21 protein-coding genes and 1 tRNA gene are annotated in these 21,757 nt (G+C 74.1%); 14 read left to right on the top strand and 8 right to left on the bottom strand.

The annotated features are described in order from the left end of the window. Positions 1-16: 16 nt before the first annotated feature. On the bottom strand, positions 17-715 hold the full coding sequence (locus ABT345_RS26315; protein WP_345093162.1) for a histidine phosphatase family protein: 699 nt from the start codon (positions 713-715) through the stop codon (positions 17-19). Positions 716-799: 84 nt separating this feature from the next. Between ABT345_RS26315 and ABT345_RS26310 the strand changes: the two genes are divergently transcribed. Then, entirely contained in the window at positions 800-1,795 is a 996-nt protein-coding gene (locus ABT345_RS26310) for a magnesium and cobalt transport protein CorA (RefSeq protein ID WP_345093165.1), read from the top strand. Positions 1,796-1,817: 22 nt separating this feature from the next. Here ABT345_RS26310 and ABT345_RS26305 read toward each other — a convergent pair whose 3' ends face one another. Further along, entirely contained in the window at positions 1,818-2,597 is a 780-nt protein-coding gene (locus tag ABT345_RS26305) for a ferritin-like domain-containing protein (protein WP_345093553.1), read from the bottom strand. Between the two features lie 226 nt (positions 2,598-2,823). Beyond that, a complete protein-coding gene (locus tag ABT345_RS26300) occupies positions 2,824-3,873 on the bottom strand; it encodes an LLM class F420-dependent oxidoreductase (protein ID WP_345093168.1) in 1,050 nt (349 codons plus the stop codon). Between the two features lie 125 nt (positions 3,874-3,998). Here ABT345_RS26300 and ABT345_RS26295 point away from each other — a divergent pair, with 125 nt between their 5' ends. Both ABT345_RS26295 and ABT345_RS26290 read left to right on the top strand, forming a co-directional pair. Further along, positions 3,999-4,982 carry an aldo/keto reductase gene (locus ABT345_RS26295; protein WP_345093171.1) on the top strand — a complete coding sequence of 328 codons (984 nt, stop codon included), beginning with the start codon at positions 3,999-4,001 and terminating at the stop codon, positions 4,980-4,982. Then, complete coding sequence (locus tag ABT345_RS26290) at positions 4,979-7,663, top strand: helix-hairpin-helix domain-containing protein (protein ID WP_345093174.1); 2,685 nt, start codon at positions 4,979-4,981, stop codon at positions 7,661-7,663. The genes ABT345_RS26295 and ABT345_RS26290 overlap by 4 nt, the downstream gene beginning before the upstream one ends. 229 nt (positions 7,664-7,892) lie before the next feature. Here the strand turns inward: ABT345_RS26290 and ABT345_RS26285 are convergent, their stop codons facing one another. After that, entirely contained in the window at positions 7,893-8,573 is a 681-nt protein-coding gene (locus tag ABT345_RS26285; RefSeq protein ID WP_345093177.1) for a hypothetical protein, read from the bottom strand. A gap of 47 nt (positions 8,574-8,620) precedes the next feature. On the opposite strand from ABT345_RS26285, the gene ABT345_RS26280 reads away from it, so the two are divergent. Next, positions 8,621-8,809: a DUF5703 family protein gene (locus tag ABT345_RS26280; RefSeq protein WP_018537156.1), complete on the top strand. Its 189-nt coding sequence runs from the start codon at positions 8,621-8,623 to the stop codon at positions 8,807-8,809. A 227-nt stretch (positions 8,810-9,036) separates the two neighbouring features. On the opposite strand, the gene ABT345_RS26275 is transcribed toward ABT345_RS26280, so the two are convergent. The 3 genes from ABT345_RS26275 to ABT345_RS26265 all read right to left on the bottom strand — a co-directional run bounded on the left by ABT345_RS26275 (position 9,037) and on the right by ABT345_RS26265 (position 11,655). After that, a complete protein-coding gene (locus tag ABT345_RS26275; protein ID WP_345093180.1) occupies positions 9,037-9,804 on the bottom strand; it encodes a chaplin in 768 nt (255 codons plus the stop codon). Positions 9,805-9,941: 137 nt separating this feature from the next. Beyond that, a complete protein-coding gene (locus ABT345_RS26270; RefSeq protein WP_345093183.1) occupies positions 9,942-10,175 on the bottom strand; it encodes a chaplin in 234 nt (77 codons plus the stop codon). Between the two features lie 154 nt (positions 10,176-10,329). After that, positions 10,330-11,655, bottom strand: a complete 1,326-nt coding sequence (locus ABT345_RS26265; RefSeq protein WP_345093186.1) for a M20/M25/M40 family metallo-hydrolase — start codon at positions 11,653-11,655, stop codon at positions 10,330-10,332. 228 nt (positions 11,656-11,883) lie between these two features. Between ABT345_RS26265 and ABT345_RS26260 the strand changes: the two genes are divergently transcribed. From ABT345_RS26260 to ABT345_RS26250, 3 genes are all read left to right on the top strand, one after another. After that, a tRNA-Leu gene (locus ABT345_RS26260) sits at positions 11,884-11,971 on the top strand. 139 nt (positions 11,972-12,110) lie between these two features. After that, positions 12,111-12,785, top strand: a complete 675-nt coding sequence (locus ABT345_RS26255; RefSeq protein WP_345093188.1) for an HAD family hydrolase — start codon at positions 12,111-12,113, stop codon at positions 12,783-12,785. Between the two features lie 156 nt (positions 12,786-12,941). Next, positions 12,942-13,343: a (2Fe-2S) ferredoxin domain-containing protein gene (locus tag ABT345_RS26250; RefSeq protein ID WP_345093191.1), complete on the top strand. Its 402-nt coding sequence runs from the start codon at positions 12,942-12,944 to the stop codon at positions 13,341-13,343. Between the two features lie 212 nt (positions 13,344-13,555). Here ABT345_RS26250 and ABT345_RS26245 read toward each other — a convergent pair whose 3' ends face one another. Continuing rightward, positions 13,556-15,211 carry an FAD-binding dehydrogenase gene (locus tag ABT345_RS26245; protein ID WP_345093192.1) on the bottom strand — a complete coding sequence of 552 codons (1,656 nt, stop codon included), beginning with the start codon at positions 15,209-15,211 and terminating at the stop codon, positions 13,556-13,558. A 240-nt stretch (positions 15,212-15,451) separates the two neighbouring features. Between ABT345_RS26245 and ABT345_RS26240 the strand changes: the two genes are divergently transcribed. The 7 genes from ABT345_RS26240 (at position 15,452) to ABT345_RS26210 (ending at position 21,623) form a co-directional block, all read left to right on the top strand. Beyond that, the gene (locus ABT345_RS26240) at positions 15,452-16,345 is read left to right on the top strand and encodes a DMT family transporter (protein ID WP_345093195.1); all 894 of its coding nucleotides are present in this window, start codon (positions 15,452-15,454) and stop codon (positions 16,343-16,345) included. Between the two features lie 59 nt (positions 16,346-16,404). Further along, a complete protein-coding gene (locus tag ABT345_RS26235; protein ID WP_345093198.1) occupies positions 16,405-16,938 on the top strand; it encodes an NUDIX hydrolase in 534 nt (177 codons plus the stop codon). A 40-nt stretch (positions 16,939-16,978) separates the two neighbouring features. Continuing rightward, complete coding sequence (locus ABT345_RS26230) at positions 16,979-17,371, top strand: YidH family protein (RefSeq protein WP_345093556.1); 393 nt, start codon at positions 16,979-16,981, stop codon at positions 17,369-17,371. Positions 17,372-17,415: 44 nt separating this feature from the next. Next, positions 17,416-17,712 (top strand): DUF202 domain-containing protein, encoded by a 297-nt coding sequence (locus ABT345_RS26225; RefSeq protein ID WP_345093201.1) that lies wholly within the window; start codon positions 17,416-17,418, stop codon positions 17,710-17,712. A gap of 444 nt (positions 17,713-18,156) precedes the next feature. Further along, on the top strand, positions 18,157-19,098 hold the full coding sequence (locus tag ABT345_RS26220) for an MBL fold metallo-hydrolase (RefSeq protein WP_345093203.1): 942 nt from the start codon (positions 18,157-18,159) through the stop codon (positions 19,096-19,098). A 241-nt stretch (positions 19,099-19,339) separates the two neighbouring features. Continuing rightward, positions 19,340-20,392 (top strand): phosphotransferase family protein, encoded by a 1,053-nt coding sequence (locus tag ABT345_RS26215; RefSeq protein WP_345093206.1) that lies wholly within the window; start codon positions 19,340-19,342, stop codon positions 20,390-20,392. A gap of 7 nt (positions 20,393-20,399) precedes the next feature. Continuing rightward, on the top strand, positions 20,400-21,623 hold the full coding sequence (locus ABT345_RS26210) for an acyl-CoA dehydrogenase family protein (protein ID WP_345093209.1): 1,224 nt from the start codon (positions 20,400-20,402) through the stop codon (positions 21,621-21,623). Positions 21,624-21,757: the final 134 nt, after the last annotated feature.

Raw genomic sequence — 21,757 nt, 5'->3', positions numbered from 1 at the left:
CTACTGCGCCCGCTGATCACGGTGCTCCCGCACCACCGCCCACGGCCGCCTCACCGCCGTCCCCAGCGCCCGTCGCGTCCGGCGAGGGCACCAGTCCGCCGAAGTCCCCGGTGTCCCCGAGGCGTACGAGGAAGGGCCGCAGCCGGGTCCAGCGGATCGCGGTGACCGAGCAGGGCTCGACGGAGATCCGCTGGAAGAGATCGAGGTGGAGGCCGAGCGCCTCGGCGACCAGCGCCTTGATCACGTCGCCGTGCGAGCACATCAGATAGGTGGCGTCCGGGCCGTGCGCCGCCTCGATCCGGGCGTTCCAGTCGTGGACGGCGTCGGCCGCGCGCGCCTGCATGGCGCGCATCGACTCGCCCCCGGGGAAGGCGGCGGCCGAGGGGTGGCGCTGGACGACCTCCATCAGCGGCTCGCCGCTCAGCTCGGCGAGCTTGCGGCCCGACCAGTCGCCGTAGTCGCACTCGTTGATCCGGTCGTCGATGTGCAGCGGCAGCCCCGGGCGGGCGTCGAGCAGCGGGCGGAGCGTCTGGCGGCAGCGCTGCAACGGGCTGGTGACGGCGGCGGCGAGCGGCACCTGCGCCAGCCGCGCGGGGAGCGCCGCGGCCTGCGCCGTGCCGCGCTCGTCGAGGGCGATGTTGGGTGTCCGGCCCGCGAGGACGCCGGAGGTGTTGGCGGTGGAGCGGCCGTGCCGCACCAGGATCAGCGTGGGCATGGCGGCCACCCTACGTTCCCCGGGCCGCTCCCCGGCAGGAGTACCGGAACCCTTCCCTGGCAGGAGCGCGGGGGCGGGGTGAGAATGCCTGGTGTGATCGTGGACTGCGCCATCTACCGGGACGGGCGCCGCGCGGAGCGGCCCGAGGACTTCCCGAGCGCGCTCCGGGAGGCACGCCGCCGGCCCGGCCACGCCTTCCTGTGGCTGGGCGTCCACGAGCCGACCCCGGCGGAGTTCGAGCGGATCAGCGGCGAGTTCGGGCTGCACCCACTGGCCGTCGAGGACGCCCTCAAGGCCCACCAGCGGCCGAAGCTGGAGGTCTACGACGACTCGCTGTTCATGGTGCTCAAGCCCATCGCCTACGACGACGACACCGCCACCGTGACCGCGACGGAGCTGATGGTCTTCGTCGGCGACGCCTTCGTCGTCACCGTCCGGCACGGCGAGACCGGCCCGCTGGCGGCCGTCCGGCGGCGTCTGGAGCATCAGCCGGGAACCCTCCGGCACGGCCCGACCTCGGTGCTCTACGCGGTCAGCGACGCGGTGGTCGACCACTACATCGAGGTGGCCGGGGAGCTGCAGGCGGATCTGGAGGACCTGGAGGCCGAGGTCTTCTCCCCGGACCGTTCGGAGAGCCGGAACACCGCCGCCGAGATCTACGCGTTCAAGCGCCAGGTGATGGAGTTCCGGCGCGCCACGGGACCGTTGACCGAGCCGCTGTCGCGCCTCCAGGAGAACGGCGTGCCGTTCGTGCACGACGGTTCGCGGCCCTTCTTCCGCGACGTCGGCGACCATCTGGCGCGCGCCAACGACTCGGTGGACGGCCTGGACCGGCTGCTGTCCGACATCCTCTCCGCCCATCTGGCGCAGATGGGCGTGCGGCAGAACGACGACATGCGCAAGATCTCCGCGTGGGCGGCGCTGGCCGCGGTGCCCACGCTGATCGCCGGGATCTACGGCATGAACTTCCGCCACATGCCGGAGCTGGGGCTGCGCTTCGGCTACGCCGGGGTGCTGCTGGCGATGGTGGTCATCGAGTTCTCGCTGTACCGGCTGTTCAAGCGGCGCGGCTGGCTGTGAGCGGCCCCGGCACGCATCCGGCTCAGGCGTACTCGGTGACCGGCCCGCCCAGGGCGTCGCGCCGCGCGGGCATCCGGAGGCTTACCATCCGGCGCCAGCCGACGAGGCGTTCGTAGCCGTACAGCAGGTGGATGCCGGCGGCGAGCAGGGCCGCCTTGGGGGCGGGCCAGCCGAGGATGCGGCCCATGTGGTCCATGACGGCGAGGCTGACGTCCCGGTAGACGGCGATCTCGGCGAGCGCGCAGTCGCGCAGGATCCGCTGGATGGTGCGGCCGTGGCCGTCGCGGGCGAGGCGGAGCAGTTCCTCGTGGCAGTAGGCGAGGTGGTTGTCCTCGTCCTGGGAGATCATCCGGACCGCGCGGCCCAGCTCGGGATGGTCGCCAAAGTGCTTGCGCAGCAGCCGCATCTGCTCGGAGGCGCGCTGTTCGGTGACCCGGCTGTGCGCGAGGTAGGTGATGACGTCCTCCTCGGTCAGCGGCTCCGCGGCGCGCAGCCGGTCGTGGGCGAGGCCGATGCCGCGGCGTTCCAGGAGCATCGTGTAGTCGGTGGCGGCGGGGACGGTGGCCGCCGCCAGGCCGCGTTTGTGCAGCAGGGCGCGGAAGATCCGGCCGTGCTTGTCCTCGTCGGCGCCGTGCCGGGCGGCCTTCGGCGCCAGATCGCGCCGGCCCTCGGGGATGAGGGCGGCGATCCGCCCGTTCTCCCAGCCGCCCTGGGACTCGCCGCCCGCGGCGATGGAGCAGAAGAGTCGGTACGCCTCGTCGTTGCCGAGGATTTCCTGGAACAGGCTCCGGGCCGAGAGCATCAGCACCACCTCCGAAGACACGCCTGGAGGAAAAGTCAAGAGCGGGTCGGCAAGGGCGGCAACCGGAGGTGGAGGATCGTTCCTCCGTACGAACGAGCGGGGGCGTAACCGGGTGGTCGGCGGAACGTTTTCCACGGTGCCGGCCGTGGCGGGGAGAACCCCGAGCCCCCACCACGGCCGCGGTCCGCGAGCCGCCCGGTGCCCGTGCACCGGGCGGCTTCCCGTATCAGGCGAGCCCGGCCTTCTCCAGCGCCTCGGTGCCCGCGCGCAGGGCGGCGAGCCGCTCGTCCAGGGTGAATCCGGCGGGGGCCAGCGTCAGGGTGGTGACGCCCGCGGCGGCGTAGGCCTGCATCCGCTCCGCGATCCGCTCGACGGGGCCGAGCAGCGAGGTCTGGTCGATCAGCTGCCGCGGGACGGCGGCGGCCGCGCCGTCCTTGTCGCCGGTCAGGTACCGGTCCTGGATCTCGGCGGCCTCCTTGCCGTATCCCATGCGGGTGGCGAGCTTGTTGTAGAAGTTCTGCTTGCGGCTGCCCATGCCGCCGACGTACAGCGCGGTGTACGGGCGGAACATGTCGGCGAGCGCGTCGACGTCCTCGCCGACGGCGAGCGGCAGCGTCGGGCAGACGTCGAAGCCGTCCATCGTCAGCCCGGCCTTGGCGCGGCCCGCCCGCAGCGGCGCGAGGGCGGTCTCCTCAAGGTGCTCGGCCGAGGGGAAGATCAGCAGCGCGCCGTCGGCGATCTCGCCGGTCTGCTCCAGGTTCTTGGGGCCGATCGCCGCGATGTAGAGCGGGATGCGCTCGCGGGTGGGGTGGACGGTGAGCTTGAGCGGCTTGCCGGGGCCGTCGGGCAGCGGCAGCGTCCAGTGCGCGCCCTCGTACGACAGGCGCTCGCGGGAGAGCGCCTTGCGGACGATGTCGACGTACTCGCGGGTGCGGGCGAGCGGCTTGTCGAACTTCACGCCGTACCAGCCCTCGGAGACCTGCGGGCCGGAGACGCCGAGGCCGAGGCGGAAGCGGCCGCCGGAGAGCGAGTCGAGGGTGGCCGCGGTCATCGCGGTCATGGCGGGGGTGCGGGCCGGGATCTGGAAGATCGCCGAGCCGACGTCGATCCGCTCGGTGCGGGAGGCGACCCAGGACAGGACCGTGGGGGCGTCGGATCCGTACGCCTCGGCGGCCCAGCAGACCGCGTAGCCGAGCCGGTCCGCCTCCTGCGCCACGGCGAGGTTGTCGCCGTCCATCCCGGCGCCCCAGTAACCGAGGTTGATGCCAAGCCTCATGCCGCTCCCCTTACCGATCAGTAACGTCACGTTGCGGGGACTCTAGCGCGCACCGGCGCCCGGCGTCATCGGCGGTTGTCCACAGGTCTCCTGCGCGCGGTGGGCGGCCACTAACCTCGGTCCGCATGGAGCAACGGCATCTCGGCCGTACGGGTCTGCGCGTGTCCCGTATCGGGCTCGGCACACTCACCTGGGCGCGCGACACCGACGAGCGGGGTGCGGCCGAACAGCTCAGAACGTTCTGGGAGGCGGGCGGCAGCCTCGTCGACACCGCGGACATATACGCCGACGGCGGCGCCGAGCTGTTGCTCGGACGGCTGCTGACGGGCCTCGTCCCGCGCGCCGACCTGGTGATCGCCACGAAGGCGGGCAGCGTCCTGGCACCGGACCGCCGGGTGGACGGCTCGCGCCGCCATCTGCTGACCGCGCTGGACGCCTCGCTGCGCCGCCTGGGCACCGACCACGTCGACCTCTGGCAACTGCACGCCTTCGACCCGTACACCCCGCTGGAGGAGACGCTGCAGGCGCTGGACACCGCCGTCAGCAGCGGCCGGGCGCGCTACGCCGGGCTCACCGGCTTCTCCGGCTGGCAGCTGGCCAAGGCCGCCACCTGGCAGCTGGCCGAGCCCGCGGTGCGCACCCGGCTGGCCAGTGCCCAGCTGGAGTACTCGCTGCTGCAGCGCGGCGTGGAGCGGGAGGCGCTGCCCGCCGCCCGCGATCTGGGCCTCGGCCTGCTGCCCGCCTCACCGCTGGGCCGCGGGGTGCTCACCGGCAAGTACCGCCGCGCCGTCCCGGACGGTTCGCGGGGCGCGTCGGAGCGGCTGGCCGGGTTCGTCGCGCCGTATCTGGACAAGCGGAGCGACGGCATCGTCGACGCGGTCACCACGGCGGCCGACGGGCTCGCCGTCACCCCGCTCCACGTCGCGCTCGCATGGGTGCGCGACCGCCCCGGCGTCGTCGCCCCGATCGTCGGCGCCCGCACATCGGCGCAGCTCGCGGCGGCATTGTCAGTGGAGGCGCTTACGCTTCCTGACGAGATCACCCGGGCGCTGGACGACGTCTCGGCCCCGGACCACCACTATCCCGATCACCACTGGAGCACGCTGTGAGCACCGACCGCCCCGCCGGCGAGACCGCGCCCGAGCAGGAGGCCGCGCCGGGCAGCCCGCCCGCCGCCGCGGAGGCGAGCGCTCCGGAGGAGCCGACGGCTTCGGAGGGCCCGGCGGGGACGGCTTCCCCGGGCGACCGGGCGGCCGCTCCTTCGGGTGACGCGCCGGCGGGCCGGGCCGGGGCCGAGCAAGCCGCGGGCGAGGCGGAGCCGGGTGCGGCCGGGGCGGCGCGGGCCTCCGGTGGTGCGGCATCCGGCGCCCCGGCTTCGGGCGGCAAGGCCACGGCGGCGGCGCTGGCGGCCGCCGTGCGGGCGGTGGAGAGCGGCGAGCGCTCCGCCGCTTCCTTCTTCAACGACGCGCCGCGGCCCCCGGCAGCCCGGCCCGCAGCGACGCCTCCCGCGGCAGGTCCGGCGGGCGGCGCACGGCCTGCGCAGGGCGCTCCGGCCGCGCCCGGCGGCGCTCCGGCGCGGGCCGCGGCTCCGTCCGCCGGGGTCCGGCCGCCGGAGCCGGCCGCGCCGCCGCGTCCGCTGCCGCCCACCGCCGAGGGGATCGACGGCGTACGCCAGGTGCTGGCGGCGGGCGGCGCCCCGGAGGCGCTGGCGGGCAAGGCGGCCGAGGTGCTCGGCGAGCGGGCCGGAGAGGCGCTGCGCGAGGACCCGTGGCAGCTCCTCGCGGTGCCCGGCGTACGGCCCGAGCAGGCCGACACCTTCGCACGGGCGCTGCTGGGCTCCGCCTGCGGGCCCGGCGACGAGCGGCGCGCGGTGGCGCTCGTCGGCTGGCTGCTGGAGCAGGCCGCGCTGGCCGGACACTCCGCGCTGGAGGCCTCGGCGCTGCAGAAGGCGCTCGCCCAGCGGGCGGTGCCGGATCCGGTCGAGGCCCTGCAGATCGCCCTCGCCGAGGGCGTCGCCCTCGGCTTCCAGGACGCCCTCGACACCCCGGACGCGAACCGGCCCGCCCAGGAGGACGAGGAGGAGGTCCCGGTCCGCGAGCTGCTGGGCCTCGACCGCTACGCGATGGCCGAGGAGAGCGTCGCCGACGGACTGGCCCGCCTGCTCAGCACGTTCGACGCGGCGGAAGCGGAGCCGGACGGCGCGGAGGCCGAGTCCGAAGAGGCCGGGCCGCACACCGGGCCGGAGGCCGTCGAGGCAGCGGAACCGGAAGCCGGAGAGGCCGGGCCGGAAGCCGTGGAGGAGGCCGGGGAAGGCGGCGGCACAGAGGGCGAGGAGGCCGGGGACGGCGCCGGCGCAGAGGGCGGCGAGGCGACCGAGCGGACCGCGGGCCCCGGCGACGAGGCCGCGGTCCCCGAGGACGGAAGCGGTGCCGTCGGCGAGAACGCCCCTGGCCGGCCCGCCGAGAAGCGCGTCCCTGGTGAGCCCGCCGAGGAGAACGCCCCTGGTGAGCCCGCCGGTGAGGGCGCGTCGGCCGGGGAGCGGGCACGGCCCTCCGCGGCGCAGTGGGAGGCCGCGGCAGCGGCGGCTCCCTCCGCCTCCGCGGCCGAGCTGATCCGGGCCGTGGCGCACAGCGGCCTGGTGGCGCACACCGGCGCCGAGGCGGCCCGCGCCGAGCCCGCCGCACTGGTCGCCGCCGCCCGCGCCCTGGGCCTGCGCGCCTACGCCGCCGCCCACACCGGCAACGGCCGCGCCCGGCTCGCCGCCCAGCTCGCCGCTGCGGACTCCGCGGGAGCGGCGGCGGACGCCGGTGCGGCGGCCGTCACCGTCGCCGGGCTGCTGTCGGGCCGGGAGGGTCCGGGCCGGGACGCGGACGGGGCGCTCGCCCTCGATCTCCTCGTCGTCCTCGACGCACCGCAGCTGGACCTGGAGACCGCGGCGGTGCTCATCGAGTCGCTGGCCGACGGGGTCCGGCTGGTGCTCAGCGGTGACCCGGGGGTCCTCTGGTCCGCGGGGCCCGGCCGCCTCTTCGCCGATCTGCTGGCCGCCCGCTGCTGCCCGCAGATCGCCTCGCGCACCCCGGACTTCGGCCCGATCGGGGAGCTGGTCTCCGGCATCGGCATCGGGGAGCTGAGCCCGGTCGAGGCGCCCGGCAAGGAGGTGGTGATCGTCCCCGTACGGGACGCCCGGGAGGCGGTGCACCGCACGGTTCAGCTGGTGGCCGACTCGGTGCCCAGGGCGCTGGGCGTGCCGCCGCGGGAGACGCAGGTCATCACCGTCGGCCACGGCGGCTCGGCCGGCACCCGCGCGCTCAACGCCGCGCTCAAGGAACGGCTCAATCCGGGCCCGGGCCGGTTCGGCGGCTTCGACCCCGGGGACCGCGTCGCCTACTCCCCCGCCCCGGGGCGCACCGTGCCCGCCACGGTGACCGGCGCGGACGCCGACGGCCTGCGGCTGGACTGCGACGGCACGGCGCTCGTGGTCGACCGCGCCCGCGTCGAGGGCGGCGCGGTCCGGCACGGCTGGGCGCTCACCGCCCACCAGGCGGCCGGGATGCGCTGGCCCGCGGCCGTCGTCGTGCTGCCCGGCGACGCCGCCCAGGGGCTGAACCGCGCCTGGGTCTACACCGCCTTCAGCCGCGGCGAACGCCATCTGTCGGTGGTCCAGGGCGTGGACCAGGCCCTCCCCCGCGCCGTCGCCGACATCCCGGCCAAGGAGCGCACCACCCGCCTGCGCACCCTGCTCCAGCAGCAGATCGTCCAGGCCTCGACGGAGGCCACGCAGATGGACTGAGGCGGGAGGCGGCGGGGCGCCCCGGCCCGCGCCGCCGGACGGCCGGGCAGGCGGACGGCCGGGCAGGCGGCAGGGCCGTCCCGCCGCACCCGCCGGGACGGGCCCCGGCAGCCCGCTGCCCCGGGAAGCCGGAACGCACAGGCGCTCCCGGCTCCCCGGGGCAGTCGGCCTCGAACCCGTCGGCCCCGTCGGGTCCACCGCCGGGCGGGCAGGGCGCGGGCAGAACGGCTCAGCGTCCCCGCGCGCCCCCTCCCCGGGCGTCCTCCTCCTCGTCCAGCTCCTCGTCGAAGACCGAGCTGACGTCGAACCGGCAGACGACCTGCTGCGGATCGATGTCCTCGAACGGCTCCGACAGCCACTCCCCCGGCTCCGGCGCGTCGTCGGCGGCCGCGACCCAGAGCGTGGAGTCGCCCTCCTCCAGGCCGAACTCCTTGTGCCGGGAGGCGATTTCGTCCGGCTCGAACTCGCCGAAGAGCACGCCGAGCGCCGCGTACACGCTGGAGCCCACCACCGCGGCGCCGCTCTCCCCGGGGGCGCGGGCCACGTCGTCCGCGGTGTCCGGGTCGAGGTCGGCGACGCGTTGTGCCTGATGGAGCAGTCGTTGCGGATCGGCGACCGCGTAGTCCCGGCGGATCAGCACGCTCAGCGCGCTGGGTTCCTCCGGCCCCTGGTAGGCGGGGAGATGGTCGCTTCCGGGGATCTCGAAGGGGGTGACTTCGTCGTAGGTGTCGTAGAGCAGCTCGTCGTAGACCTCCGCCGCGGCGGCGAGTTCGTCGAACGCGGCGTAGACGGCGGGATCGTCCTGCCCCGAGCGGCGTTCCACCGCGTCGAGGTGACGGTCCAGTGCGGCTTTGACCGCCTCGGCGGCGGCACGTACCTCGGCAGCGGAAGGCTGCGCAGCATCAGACATGGTGCAGACGCTATCCGTACCGGGGCCGGTCCCGCACAATAGATGCGATGCCGGAATACGAATTCTGCGATGTGTACGTGCCGCGGGGGGTCTCCCGTAAGGCCGCCACACGCCTGCTGACCGACCACGCCGAGTACGGACACTGGGAGTTGGACCGCCTGCGCCTGAATCCCGACGGCAGCCGCCGGGTGCGACTGCGCCGCCGGATCATCCGCCAGCTCCGCGCCACGTGGTGACGGTTCCCGCCGCCCGCTGACGGCGCGGGCGAGCGGTACGCCGTGCCCGGCGGGGTACGACGTACCGCCCCCGAGGGTGCGCACCCACCGCCGCGCGGCGACCACGGGGAGCGACTACGGGAAGCGACTACGGGAAGCGACTACGCGCGGTCTTTCACGGCAACGCAAAGCGGGCCCCGCCGGTGTGCGGGGCCCGCTTCGTGCTGCATTGCCGTGCCGGCGCTACCTCACCTGCGTGCGGTGCGGGCCCTGCGGTAGAGCAGCGCGCCGCCGAGCATCAGACCGGCGCTTGCCGACGCCGCGTACCCGATCGGCCCGGCGCCGGTGTGCGCGAGCTCGCGCGTCGGCTCCGGAGTGTCGGCGATCTTGACGTGCGACGCCGTCTGCGGCCGCGGTCCCGGCGTGGACGGTGTCGAGGGGTGCTCCTTCACCGGCTCACCGGGGCGCTGCGGCTGCTCCGGGTTTCCGGGCTCCGCCGGGTGCCCCGGCTCGACCGGACGGGTCGGCACGGCGCCGTTGCCGCACTCGTTGCCGAACGTGGGGTTGAGCAGCCCCACGACGTCGGCGCTGTTGCCGCAGGCGTTGACCGGAATGTCGACCGGCACCTGGACGTCGTTGCCGGACGCGACGCCCGGCGAACCGACGGCGCCGCCCTCCGCGGTCGCGCCGTGCCCGCCATGCCCGCCGCCCTGACCTGCGGACTTGCCGCCCTGGTCGTGGTGGCCGTCACCCGGCGAAGTCCGGTGCCCACCGGAGTCGTTGACGCACGTGTTGCCGAACGCGGGATTGAGCAGCCCCACGACGTCGACGGTGTTGCCGCAGGCGTTGACCGGTACATGGACCGGGACCTGCACGTTGTTGCCGGATGCGACGCCGGGCGAGTTCGCCGCGCCACCCTGGGCGCCCGCGTCGGCGTGTGCGTAGCCGACCGTGGCGGCGAGGATGCCGCCTGCAGCCGCCACGGTGATCAGGCCCTTGCGTGCGACCTGTCTCATAGGTTGTTCCCCTGCCTCGTACCTTGCGAATGCGGACGGAAGCGAAAGCCTGCCGCCCGCCGAAATCCCCAGCGGCTCCGGAACGCGAGGCGTTCCGGAGCCGACCGGATCGGACCCTTGCGGGTGCAGATGCAGCCTCAGTCGTTGATGCAGGTGTTGCCGAAGGCGGGGTTCAGCAGCCCGATCAGGTTGACCGTGTTACCGCAGACGTTCACCGGGACGTGCAGCGGGATCTGAATCACGTTGCCGGAGACCACGCCCGGGGAGCCGACAGAGGCACCCTGGGCTCCCGAGTCGGCAACGGCCAGGCCCGCGCCGGCGAGCACGAATCCACCGGTGAGCGCCGCGGCAGCGACGACCTTCTTGATCATGTAAATCCTCCTACGTTTGGCAGTGCGATCCCAGCCGCGGACCGCACAGCCTGCAACGATGCAGAGAACTTTCAGGCTACGAAGATGGCTCAGTATTCACTCTTTCCAGCGAAAAACCCCTCAGTATTGGGCAGTTCACCCCTAGTCGGGGCGGTCAGCTCGCGTCGATGAAACGGTCCAGCACACGGACGCCGAACTTCAGCCCGTCCACCGGCACCCGCTCGTCCACGCCGTGGAACATGCCCGCGAAGTCCAGCTCCGGCGGCAGCTTCAGCGGCGCGAACCCGAAGCCGCGAATGCCCAGCCGGTCGAACGACTTGGCATCGGTACCGGCCGAGAGCATGTACGGCACGGCCTTCGCGATCGGGTCCTCGGCCAGCAGCGACGACTGCATCGCCTCGACCAGGGCGCCGTCGAAGCTGGTCTCCAGCGCCTTGTCGGCATGGACGTCCTCGCGCTTGACGCGCGGGCCGAGGAGACGGTCGAGATCGGCCAGGAACTCCTCTTCGTAGCCGGGCAGGAAGCGGCCGTCGACATGGGCGGTGGCCTGGCCGGGAATGACGTTGACCTTGTAACCGGAGCCGAGCTGGGTGGGGTTGGCGGTGTTCTTGAGGGAGGCGCCGATCAGCTTGGCGATGCCGCCGAGCTTCGCCAGCGTCTCCTCCATGTCCTCCGGGTCGAGTTCGGTGCCCAGGGCGTCGCCCAGTTCGTCCAGGAAGTGGCGGAGCGTCTTGGTCACGCGCACGGGGAACTCGTGACGGCCCAGCCGGCCGACGGCCTCGGAGAGTTCGGTGATGGCGTTGTCGCGGTGGATCATCGAACCGTGTCCGGCGGTGCCGTCCACGGTGAGCTTCATCCAGTGCATGCCCTTCTGCGCCGTCTCGACGAGGTAGAGCCGCAGGTTCTCGTTGACGGTGAACGAGAAGCCGCCGACCTCGCTGATCGCCTCGGTGACGCCCTCGAAGAGACCGGGGTGGTTGTCGACGAGGTGGCGGGCGCCGTAGGTGCCGCCGGCCTCCTCGTCGGCGAGGAAGGCCAGGACGATGTCGCGGGGCGGCTTGCGGCCGGAGCGCATCCGGTCGCGGACGACCGCCAGCGTCATCGCGTCCATGTCCTTCATGTCCACGGCGCCGCGGCCCCAGACGCACCCGTCGGCGATCTCGCCGGAGAACGGGTGATGGGTCCAGTCGTCGGCGTTGGCCGGGACGACGTCGGTGTGGCCGTGGATGAGCAGGGCCGGACGGGAGCTGTCCTCGCCCTCGATACGGGCGACCGTCGAGGCCCGGCCCTTGTGGGATTCGAAGATCTGCGGCTCCAGCCCGACCTCCGCGAGCTTCTCCGCCACGTACTCCGCGGCGGCCCGCTCGCCGGGTCCGGAGTGGTCGCCGTAGTTGCTGGTGTCGATCCGGATCAGGTCCCGGCACAGGTCGACGACCTCGTCCTCGCCGGTGACCGTACGGGCCGGCTGTGACTCACTCACGCTGCCTCCTTGGGGTTCACGGCCGCGGCACGCCCACCCAGGGACCGGCCGCGGCGGGGTCCACCGCCATCCTCCCCCCGGGGCGGGCTCCGCCCAAGGCCGCAATACGGCCGACATGCCCTGGTCACAGGCGCGCACCGGCCCCGGCGTGCGGGTGATCGAGCACCCCGAAAGGTTTGCTATTGTTTTCTCTGTCGGAACGGCCCAGGCCGGAACGGCAGACACCTTGTCCGGGTGGCGGAATGGCAGACGCGCTAGCTTGAGGTGCTAGTGCCCTTTATCGGGCGTGGGGGTTCAAGTCCCCCCTCGGACACCAGCGAAAGACCCCAGTTGATCTGGGGTCTTTTTGCGTTGTCTTGCGGGTGCGGGGGCGGGTAATTCCGGTGCGCCCGCAGGGCCGGGGCCGTAGCCTGCGCGCCGTTGGGTGGACGGTGTGGGATGGGAAGGGTGTGCGGGTGCTGATCTTTGATGCGGATGACACGTTGTGGGAGAACAACGTGATCTTCGAGCGGGTCATCGAGGAGTTCGTGGACTGGATGGAGCGTCCCGGGCTCGGGCGGGACGAGGTGCGGGCCGTGCTCGACGGGATCGAGGCGGCGAACGCGGTGACGTACGGGTACGGCAGCAAGGTCTTTCTGCGCAGTCTCGGGGAGTGTCTGGCGCGGCTGCGGGGGCGGGCGGCGAATGCGCGGGAGGCGGCGCGGATCGAGGGGTGGGCGGCGGCGTTCGACGGCGGGACGGTGGAGCTGATCGACGGGGTGCCGCAGACTCTGGCGGAGCTGGCGGCCCGTCATGAGCTGCTGATGCTCACCAAGGGCGAGGCGGAGGAGCAGCGGCGCAAGGTGGCCGCGTCCGGGCTGAGCAAGCATTTCCGGGGCGTGCACATCGTGCCGGAGAAGGACGTCACCACGTACGAGGAGCTGGTGCGGGAGTACGGGGTGGCTCCCGCGGAGGCGTGGATGATCGGCAACTCGCCGCGGTCGGACATCCTTCCGGCCCGGTCGGCTGGGCTGAACGCCGTGTTCATCCCGCACGACCGGACGTGGGTGCTGGAACACGCGGAGCTGGATCCGGCGGACGGGAAGGTGCTGCGGCTCGGGGCGTTCGGCGAGTTGGTGCGGCACTTCTGAGCGCGCGCCGCGGGGGTGGCGGTCGGCTTGCGGGGCGTGGTCCCGCTCTTGTTCTCCCGGAGGTTCGGCCGCTGCCGTCGTGGTGTGCGCAGGCGAGGGCGTGGAGCGTTTCGGGCGGGCGGAGGGGGCGTCAGCGGCGCACGTAGCATGGGCCGGATGAGTACCAAGCGTTCCGGGCGGGCGGCCGCCGCAGCTCCGTGCCGGGTCACCGTCTGCCGTGGTTGCTGCTGTGGTGACGGGGCGAAGATTCCCGGTGTCGATCATGCCGGGCAGATTCCGCGGCTGCGGGCGGCGCTGGGCGGCGCCGCGCCGGTGCGCGCCTCGGAGTGCCTGGACGTCTGCGATCAGGCGAACGTCGTGGTGGTGCAGCCGTCGGCCGCCGGGCGGGCCGCGGGCGGGCGTCCGGTGTGGCTGGGACTGGTCAACGACGACGACGCGCTGGCGGACATCGCGGAGTGGATACGGGCCGGCGGGCCGGGGATCGCCGAGCCGCCCGGGGTGCTGGATCTGTACGCGTTCACGGTGTCGCGGCGGGTGCGGGAGGCGCTGGAGGGGTGAGGGCGGCGGCCTTGGCCCGTGGTGCGCGCGGCCTGTGGCCGTAGCGCCCGCCGCGCGGCCCGGTGCCCGGCTCGGCCCCGGCCGTCACGTCCTCGTCCCCCCGGTCATGGCGCTCGGGCCGGCTCCGTAGCGCCGGTCCCGGAGGCGTCCGCCCGCCCTCGCCCCGTCACGTACGCCCGTCCCGGCGGCGCAGCGGCACAGCGTCGCGGCGATCAGGCGACCGCGCGGGCCGCCGCCCGTCCCGCCGTTCGGCCCGAGAAGAGGCAGCCGCCGAGGAAGGTGCCTTCCAGGGAGCGGTAGCCGTGGACGCCGCCGCCGCCGAAGCCGGCGGCTTCGCCTGCCGCGTAGACGCCGGGGAGGGGGGTGCCGTCGGCGGTCAGGACGCGGGAGGAGAGGTCGGTCTCCAGGCCGCCGAGGGTTTTGCGGGTGAGGATGTGGAGGCGTACGGCGATGAGCGGGCCCGCCTTCGGGTCGAGGAGGCGGTGCGGGGCGGCGGTGCGGATGAGGCGGTCGCCGAGGTATTTGCGGGCGCCGTGCAGGGCCGTGACCTGGAGGTCCTTGGTGAAGGGGTGGGCGATCTCGCGGTCGCGGGCGGCGATTTCGCGGTGCAGCGCCCTCTCGTCGATCAGTGGTTCGCCGGTCAGGTCGTTCATCTGGCGGACGAGTGCGGGCAGGGTGCGGGCGGTGAGGAAGTCGGTGCCGTGGTCGAGGAAGGCCTGGACGGGGCCGGGGGCGCCGCCGCGGGCGCGGCCGAGGACGTCGCGGACGGATTTGCCGGTCAGGTCCGGGTTCTGTTCGGAGCCGGAGAGGGTGAACTCCTTCTCGATGATCTTCCGGGTGAGCACGAACCAGGTGTGGTCGTGGCCGGTGCGCATGATGTGGTCGAGGGTGCCGAGGGTGTCGAAGCCGGGGAAGAGCGGCACCGGCAGGCGCTTGCCGGTCGCGTCCAGCCAGAGCGGGGAGGGGCCGGAGAGGATCCGGATGCCGTGCTGCGGCCAGATCGGGTTCCAGTTGTCGATGCCCTCGGTGTAGTGCCACATCCGGTCGCGGTTGATGAGGTGGGCGCCGGCCTTCTCGGCGATGCCGAGCATCGCGCCGTCGACGTGGGCGGGGACGCCGGAGAGCATGTGGCGCGGCGGGGTGCCGAGCCGTTCCGGCCAGTTGGCGCGGACCAGGTCGTGGTTGCCGCCGATGCCGCCGGAGGTGACGATCACGGCCTGGGCGCGGAGCGTGAAGGCGCCGGACGTCTCGCGGCTGCTGGGGGTGCCGCGTTCGGCGTCGGAGGGGACGAGGAGGTCGCCGCTGACGGTGTCGACGGCGCCGGCGGTGCCGGTCAGGCCGGTGACGCGGTGGCGGAAGCGGAGGTCCACCAGGCCGCGCGCGGCGCCGGCGCGCACCCGGCGGGCGAAGGGGGCGACGAGGCCGGGGCCGGTGCCCCAGGTGATGTGGAAGCGCGGGACGGAGTTGCCGTGGCCGGTCGCGTCGTAGCCGCCGCGTTCGGCCCAGCCGACGACGGGGAAGAAGCGGACGCCCTGGCGGTGCAGCCAGGGGCGCTTCTCGCCGGCGGCGAAGTCGACGTACGCCTCGGCCCATTTGCGGGGCCAGTGGTCCTCGGGGCGGTCGAATCCGGCGGTGCCGAGCCAGTCCTGCCAGGCCAGGTCGTGGCTGTCGCGGATGCGCAGGCGGCGCTGCTCGGGTGAGTCGACGAGGAAGAGGCCGCCGAAGGACCAGTGGGCCTGGCCGCCGAGGGACTGTTCGGGTTCCTGGTCGAGGAGGATCACCTTCCGCCCCGCGTCGGCCAGTTCCGCGGTGGCCGCGAGGCCGGCCAGGCCCGCTCCGATCACGATCACATCAGCGTCGTACGCCATCGTCAGCTCTCCTCACCGGGGCGCCTTGGAGGTCCCGGATGCCGTGGTGATCCGATCCTCCGCGCAGCTCGGTGCGGGCGTCAACAGGTTGTACCGACCGGTAGGCATGGGGTGGCGGCGGGCGCCGCGGGACGGTGGGAGGGCGCGCGGCGCGGCAGGCCGAGGTGGCGGCGGCCACCTCGACGGGCGGGCCGGGTGGCTATCCTCGGCCTCACCTCCATACCGCCCGATACGAGGTGTATGTCCGTGACCGTGATTCTGCTGGCCCTCGGTGCGGCCTGTTGCCTGGGCCTGGGTTTCGTCCTCCAGCAGGCGGCCGCGCAGCACGCGCCGATGAAGGACTTCCTCTCGCTGCGGCTGCTGCTCGATCTGGCGCGGATGCCGCGCTGGCTCGCCGGGATCGGGCTGATGGTGTGCGGGATGGCGCTGGGGGCGTTCGCGCTGGGGATGGGGGACATCACGCTGGTCGAGCCGTTGCTGGCGACCAATTTGCTGTTCGCGATGGCGCTGTCGCGGTGGCTGACCAAGCAGCGGCTGGGGCGCAGCGGATGGGCCGGGCTGTGGCTGCTGGCGGGCGGGGTGACGGCGTTCATCGTGGCGGGGCAACCGCACGGCGGGCAGGCGACCGCCGACCCGCTGCGGCAGTGGCTGATCATCGGCGTGGTCCTGGGCACGGCGCTGCTGCTGACGGCGGTCGCGAAGCGGATGTGGATGGCGCTGGAGGCGGCGCTGCTGGGCACCGCGGCGGGGCTGCTGTACGGGTTGCAGGACGCGCTGACGCGGATGAGCGGGGACAGGTTCACCGCCGGCGGCTGGTCGGCGGTGGCGACGAGCTGGCAGCCGTACGCGGTGGTGGCGCTCGGGGTGACGGCGCTGGTGCTGGTGCAGAGCGCGTTCGAGACGGCGCCGCTGCGGCTGTCGCTCCCGGCGCTGACGGCGGCGCAGCCGCTGGCCGGGATCGCGTGCGGGGTCGGGTTCCTGGGCGACCGGCTGCGGATGACGCCGGGTGCGCTGGCCTGGCAGGCGGCGGGGATCGTGGCGATCGTGGTGGGGATCGTGCTGATCGGCCGCCATCCGGCGATGCCGCCGGGGTCGGGGCCGCATCCCCGGGCGCGGGCGCCGGCGCCGCGCTGAGCCGGCCGCCGGCCGGGCCCGGCGTTCCGGCGGGGGCGCACCGGTGGTTGCATGGCGGCATGACCGATCAGCAACCGCTCGACGCGGACGAAGTGCTCGACATCGTCGATGAGAGGGACCGGGTGGTGGGCCAGGCGCCGCGCGGCGAGGCGTATGCCCGAGGGCTCCGGCACCGCTGCACGTTCATCCTGGTCAGGGACGCCGAGGACCGGATCTTCATCCACCGCAGAACGGACCGGAAGCTGGTCTTCCCCGGGCGTTACGACATGTTCGTCGGCGGGGTGGTGGGCGCCGGGGAGAGCTACGACGACGCGGCGCTGCGGGAGGCCGAGGAGGAGCTGGGCGTCCACGGGCTCGACCGGCCCGAGCACCGCTTCTCGTTCCTCTACGAAGGGGGCGGCGGCTCGTGGTGGTCGGCGGTGTACGAGGTGCGGTGCACGCTGCCGGTGGCGCCGCAGGAGTCGGAGGTGGCCTGGCACGCCTTCGTCACCGAGGAGGAGCTGGCGCGGCGGCTGACGGAGTGGCCGTGGACGCCGGACGGGGTGGCGGCGTACCGGCGGCTGCGGGAGTGGCACGCCGGCGGGGCCAGCTGATGGCGGCGCGGCGGGCCGGGGCGCGGCCGTGAACGTCGATCTGCGGTCGGTGCGGGAGACGGTGCGGCTGTGGTGGTCGCCCGCGCGGATCGGCGAGGAGGGGCGGACGCCCGACTACCGCTTCTCGCTGGCGAACGAGCGGACCCTGCTGGCGTGGCTGCGGACGGGGCTTGCGCTGGTCGGCGGCGGTTTCGCGGTGGATCAGTTCCTGCCGCGGCTGCATCCGGGGCTGCGGACGGTCTTCACGGTGGCGCTGCTGGTGGCGGGGGCGCTGTGTGCGGTGCGGGCGGTGAACCACTGGGTGCGGTGCGAGCGGGCGATGCGGCGCGGTGAGGATCTGCCGGTGTCGCGGTTCCCGTCGCTGCTGGCGGTGGTCGTGGGGGTGCTGGCCGCCGCGATGGTGGTGCTCGTCGCGGTCGGCTGGACGCGCTGAGCGTGGGCGCGGCGCGGGACGGGTGCGGGGCGCGCGATCCCGGGTTGCAGCCGGAGCGCACCCGGCTGGCCTGGCGGCGGACGACGCTCTCCTGCACGGTCGTGGTGGCGCTGGCCGTCCGGCGGCTGACGCAGTGCGCGGCACCGGGCGCGGCGGTCGCCGGTGCGGTGGCGCTGACGGGGGTGGTGTGGCTGGTGTTCGGGCTGGTGGCGCACCGCCGGATGCGGGCGATGGCGGCGGGCCGCCCGGCGGTGCTGGGGGTCCGCGGGGCGGGGCTCGCGGCGCTGTGCACGGTGGTGTTGGCGGCGTTGGGCGGGGTGCTTCTGGTGGGTGGCGGGTGAGGGGCCGCTCAGGAGGGCGGATCGGCTTCGGTCGCCTCGCAGGGGGCGGCGGCTCGGGGGCTGCTCGGAAAGGCGGCTTGGCTCAGGCCCCCCCGCAGGGGCGGCGCGGCTTCGGTCGCCTCGTAGGAGCGCGGGGCGCCTGTGCGGTCGGCCCGCCTCCGGGGACCGGATCGGCCGGGGCCGCCCAGCCGGTGCCGGCCCGGTATCCGGGCTGGTCGCGGGGTGTTCCTCAAGGTCCGGGCCGCCTCAAGGGCCCGGCCCGCACGTGCGGCTCCGCCGCGCGCCGTCCGTCCGTCGCCCCACGCGTCGGCGCCGCGCCGCCGGCCCGTGTCCCGGCGATACGGTGGCGGCGCCGCGCCGGGAGACGCCGTGGCCCGCCCCCTCCCGAGGCGCCGGGCCCGCCCCGGGCGGCGACGGATCACCGCCACCCCGAGGAGCCTCACCGTGCCCCGAACCTCCGCGCCCGACTCCCCCGCCGTCCCCGACGAGCCGGGGCTGACCGAACTGAGCCCTGGTGTCTCGGCGTTCGTCCAGCCGGACGGCGGCTGGTGTCTGAACAACGCCGGGGTGGTGACCGACGGCGAGGCGACGCTGCTGGTGGACACCGCGGCGACCGAGCGGCGGGCCCGGCTGCTGGCGCGGCGGATCGCGGAGAGCGGGGCGCCCGCGCCGCGTACCGTCGTCAACACCCACCACCACGGCGACCACACCTACGGCAACGCCCTCTTCGCCCCGGCGGCCACGATCGTCGGACACGCCGCCTGCCGCAGCGAACTCCTCGCGGCGGGGCACCAGTTGGAGGCGATGTGGCCGGAGAACGACTTCGGTGACATCGTGCTGACGCCGCCGTCGCTGACGTACACGGACGCGCTGACGCTGTACGTCGGCGACATCGAGGCGCGGCTGATCCACCCGGGCGTCGCGCACACCCGGGGCGACACGGTGGTGTGGCTGCCGGAGCGGCGCACCGTCTTCACCGGGGACCTGATCTTCAACGGCGGGACGCCGTTCCTGCTCATGGGCTCGCTGGCCGGGTCGCTGCGCGCGGTGGAGCTGCTGCGGTCGCTGGCGGCGACGACGGTGGTGCCGGGCCACGGGCCGGTGACCGGGCCGGAGGTGTACGACACCGTCGAGGCATATCTGCGCTACGTCGACGCGCTGGCGCGGCGCAGTCACGCGGCCGGGCTGAGCCCGCTGGAGGCGGCCACCGGCGCCGATCTGGGGCCGTTCGCGGAGCTGGCCGAGAGTGAGCGGCTGGTGGCCAATCTGCACCGGGCCTACGCGGAGTTGGCGGGCGGCGAGCCCGGTGCGCCGCTGGACGTGCGGGCCGTGTTCGCCGACATGACCACGATGAACGGCGGGGTGCCGGTGGCCTGCCACGCCTGAGCGGACGCGGCGCCGGGGGCGTGGCGCGGCCTTCCGCGCTCCCGGCGCGCGCCGGTCCGCCGCGCGCCCCGCGGGCGAGCGTCCGGGGCCGCGTGACCCATCCCCCACGCCGGGGCACTGGACTCCATACCGACTAGTCGGCATGATCGTACGCGGGCGCCCGGTGACGACCTCGGGCGCCCGCCGCGCCGCCGTCCCCGCACGGCGCCGTCCGACCGTCCACTCCGCATGGAGGACCACGATGAGCAAGGGCACCCCTCCCCCACCGGGCACGGACCCGCAGGCGCCGCCCGGACTCGACCCGGAGGCGCTCCGCCGCCATCTGGAGCGCGAACGGCCGGGCCTGACCGCGGGCCCGCTGCGCGCCCGGCTGATCGAGGGCGGACGGTCCAACCTCACCTACCGCGTCACCGACGGCGCCTCCTCCTGGGTGGTGCGCCGCCCGCCGCTCGGCCACGTCCTGGCCACCGCGCACGACATGGGCCGCGAGCACCGGGTGATCAGCGCGCTGCACCGCACGCCGGTGCCGGTGCCCGAGACGCTGCTGCTGTGCGAGGACGAGTCCGTCATCGGGGCGCCGTTCTACGTGATGGAGCTGGTCGAGGGCGTGCCGTACCGGACCGCGGAGCAGCTGCGGCCGCTGGGGGCCGAACGGACCCGGGCGGTGGTGCTCTCCCTCGTCGACACGCTCGTCGATCTGCACGCCGTCGACCCGGAGGCCGTCGGGCTGACCGGCTTCGGCCGTCCGGACGGCTTCCTGGAGCGCCAACTGCGGCGCTGGGGCAAGCAGTTGTCCGCCTCGCGGGGCCGCGACCTGCCGGGGATCGAGGCGCTCCACGAGGGTCTCGGCCGGGCGCTGCCCGCCTCGCCCGCACCGTCCGTCGTCCACGGCGACTACCGTCTCGACAACGTCCTGATCGGCGCGGACGACGCCCCCACGGCCGTCCTCGACTGGGAGATGTCCACCCTCGGCGACCCGCTGACCGACCTCGGGCTGCTGGCGATGTACAGCTCCGACCTGGGGCTCGCCGAGTCGCCGGTCTCCACCACGAGCGGCGCGCCCGGCCATCCGGCGCCGGGTGAGCTGATCGCCCGTTACGCGGAGCGCTCCGGGCGGGACACCTCGGCGATCGCCTGGTACACCGCGTTCGCGTGGTTCAAACTCGCGGTGATCCTGGAGGGCATCCACTACCGGTACACGCTCGGGCAGACCGTCGGCGCCGGGTTCGACCGGATCGGCGAACTCGTGCCCGTCTTCATCCATCACGGACTCACCACCCTCAAGGAAGGCTGAGGCACCCATGGACTTCGCATTCGACGCCCGTACCGAGGAGCTGCGCGCGCGGCTGCTGGCCTTCATGGACGCGCACGTCCTGCCCGCGGAGGCGACGGCGGACGAGCAGCGCGCCGCGCTGGACTCGCCGTGGCAAACGCCGCCGGTGGTGGAGGAGCTGAAGGCCGAGGCGCGGCGGCAGGGGCTGTGGAACCTCTTCCTGCCCGACGCGGAGCTGGGCGCCGGGCTGACCAACCTCCAGTACGCCCCGCTCGCCGAGATCACCGGCCGCAGCCCGCAGCTGGCACCGACCGCGCTGAACTGCGCGGCGCCGGACACCGGCAACATGGAGGTGCTCGCGCAGTTCGGCACCGCGGCGCAGCGCAAGGAGTGGCTGGAGCCGCTGCTCGCCGGGGAGATCCGTTCGGCGTTCGCGATGACCGAGCCGGACGTGGCGTCGTCGGACGCGACCAACATCGAGACCCGGATCGAGAAGGCCGCCGACGGCTCCGGCGACTACGTCGTCAACGGCCGCAAGTGGTACATCTCCGGGGCGATGCACCCGGACTGCCGGATCTTCATCGTGATGGGCAAGACCGACCCGGACGGCGCGGACATCCGCCGCCAGCAGTCGATGATCCTCGTCCCCCGCGACACCCCCGGCCTGACCGTCAGGCGCGCGATGCAGGTCTACGGCTACGAGGACCACTACCACGGCGGCCACGCCGAGGTGCTGTTCGAGAACGTCCGGGTGCCGGCGGCGAACCTCGTCGGCGAGGAGGGCGGCGGCTTCGCCATCGCCCAGGCGCGGCTGGGTCCCGGGCGGATCCACCACTGCATGCGGCTGATCGGGATGGCGGAGCGGGCCATCGAGCTGATGTGCCGCCGTGCGGTCTCCCGGGAGGCGTTCGGCAAGCCGCTGGCCCAGCAGGGCGTGGTGCAGGAGTGGATCGCGGACGCACGGGTCGCGGTGGAACAGCTGCGGCTGCTGGTGCTGAAGACCGCCTGGCTGATGGACACCGTCGGCAACAAGGGCGCGCACACCGAGATCCAGGCCATCAAGATCGCCACCCCGCGCACCGTCGTGGACATCCTCGACAAGGCGGTACAGCTGCACGGCGCGGGCGGCGTCAGCCAGGACTTCCCGCTGGCCGAACTGTGGGCGGCGGCCCGCACGCTGCGGCTGGCGGACGGCCCGGACGAGGTGCACCAGCGGTCGCTGGCGCGGCGGGAGCTGAAGCGGTACCGGTAGGGGCCGCCCGGTCGGGGGCGTCGTTCGCACCGCGTCGGGGGGGGCGGGCGGCGGCCCGTAGGGCGCGGTCGAACACGTCCCGTAGGGGTCGGGCGCGCCCCCTGCGGGGCCACAACGCGGGGCGGCGCGCCGGT

The sequence above is a fragment of the Streptomyces sp. NPDC000404 genome (assembly GCF_040300365.1).
In the GTDB taxonomy this organism is placed as follows: Bacteria; Actinomycetota; Actinomycetes; order Streptomycetales; family Streptomycetaceae; genus Streptomyces; species Streptomyces ramulosus.
Note: the sequence above shows the minus strand (reverse complement) of the source record. Positions and strands in the feature narration are given on the sequence as shown.

What these genes read in the sequence shown, in the direction of transcription:
- ABT345_RS26315 (WP_345093162.1), bottom strand. Translation starts at nt 715, where the DNA reads ATGCCCACGCTGATCCTGGTGCGGCACGGCCGCTCCACCGCCAACACC.
- ABT345_RS26210 (WP_345093209.1), top strand. Translation starts at nt 20,400, where the DNA reads ATGGACTTCGCATTCGACGCCCGTACCGAGGAGCTGCGCGCGCGGCTG.
- ABT345_RS26280 (WP_018537156.1), top strand. Translation starts at nt 8,621, where the DNA reads ATGCCGGAATACGAATTCTGCGATGTGTACGTGCCGCGGGGGGTCTCC.
- ABT345_RS26295 (WP_345093171.1), top strand. Translation starts at nt 3,999, where the DNA reads ATGGAGCAACGGCATCTCGGCCGTACGGGTCTGCGCGTGTCCCGTATC.
- ABT345_RS26215 (WP_345093206.1), top strand. Translation starts at nt 19,340, where the DNA reads ATGAGCAAGGGCACCCCTCCCCCACCGGGCACGGACCCGCAGGCGCCG.
- ABT345_RS26275 (WP_345093180.1), bottom strand. Translation starts at nt 9,804, where the DNA reads ATGAGACAGGTCGCACGCAAGGGCCTGATCACCGTGGCGGCTGCAGGC.
- ABT345_RS26250 (WP_345093191.1), top strand. Translation starts at nt 12,942, where the DNA reads ATGAGTACCAAGCGTTCCGGGCGGGCGGCCGCCGCAGCTCCGTGCCGG.
- ABT345_RS26285 (WP_345093177.1), bottom strand. Translation starts at nt 8,573, where the DNA reads ATGTCTGATGCTGCGCAGCCTTCCGCTGCCGAGGTACGTGCCGCCGCC.
- ABT345_RS26245 (WP_345093192.1), bottom strand. Translation starts at nt 15,211, where the DNA reads ATGGCGTACGACGCTGATGTGATCGTGATCGGAGCGGGCCTGGCCGGC.
- ABT345_RS26270 (WP_345093183.1), bottom strand. Translation starts at nt 10,175, where the DNA reads ATGATCAAGAAGGTCGTCGCTGCCGCGGCGCTCACCGGTGGATTCGTG.
- ABT345_RS26235 (WP_345093198.1), top strand. Translation starts at nt 16,405, where the DNA reads ATGACCGATCAGCAACCGCTCGACGCGGACGAAGTGCTCGACATCGTC.
- ABT345_RS26305 (WP_345093553.1), bottom strand. Translation starts at nt 2,597, where the DNA reads ATGCTCTCGGCCCGGAGCCTGTTCCAGGAAATCCTCGGCAACGACGAG.
- ABT345_RS26300 (WP_345093168.1), bottom strand. Translation starts at nt 3,873, where the DNA reads ATGAGGCTTGGCATCAACCTCGGTTACTGGGGCGCCGGGATGGACGGC.
- ABT345_RS26310 (WP_345093165.1), top strand. Translation starts at nt 800, where the DNA reads ATGCCTGGTGTGATCGTGGACTGCGCCATCTACCGGGACGGGCGCCGC.
- ABT345_RS26240 (WP_345093195.1), top strand. Translation starts at nt 15,452, where the DNA reads ATGTCCGTGACCGTGATTCTGCTGGCCCTCGGTGCGGCCTGTTGCCTG.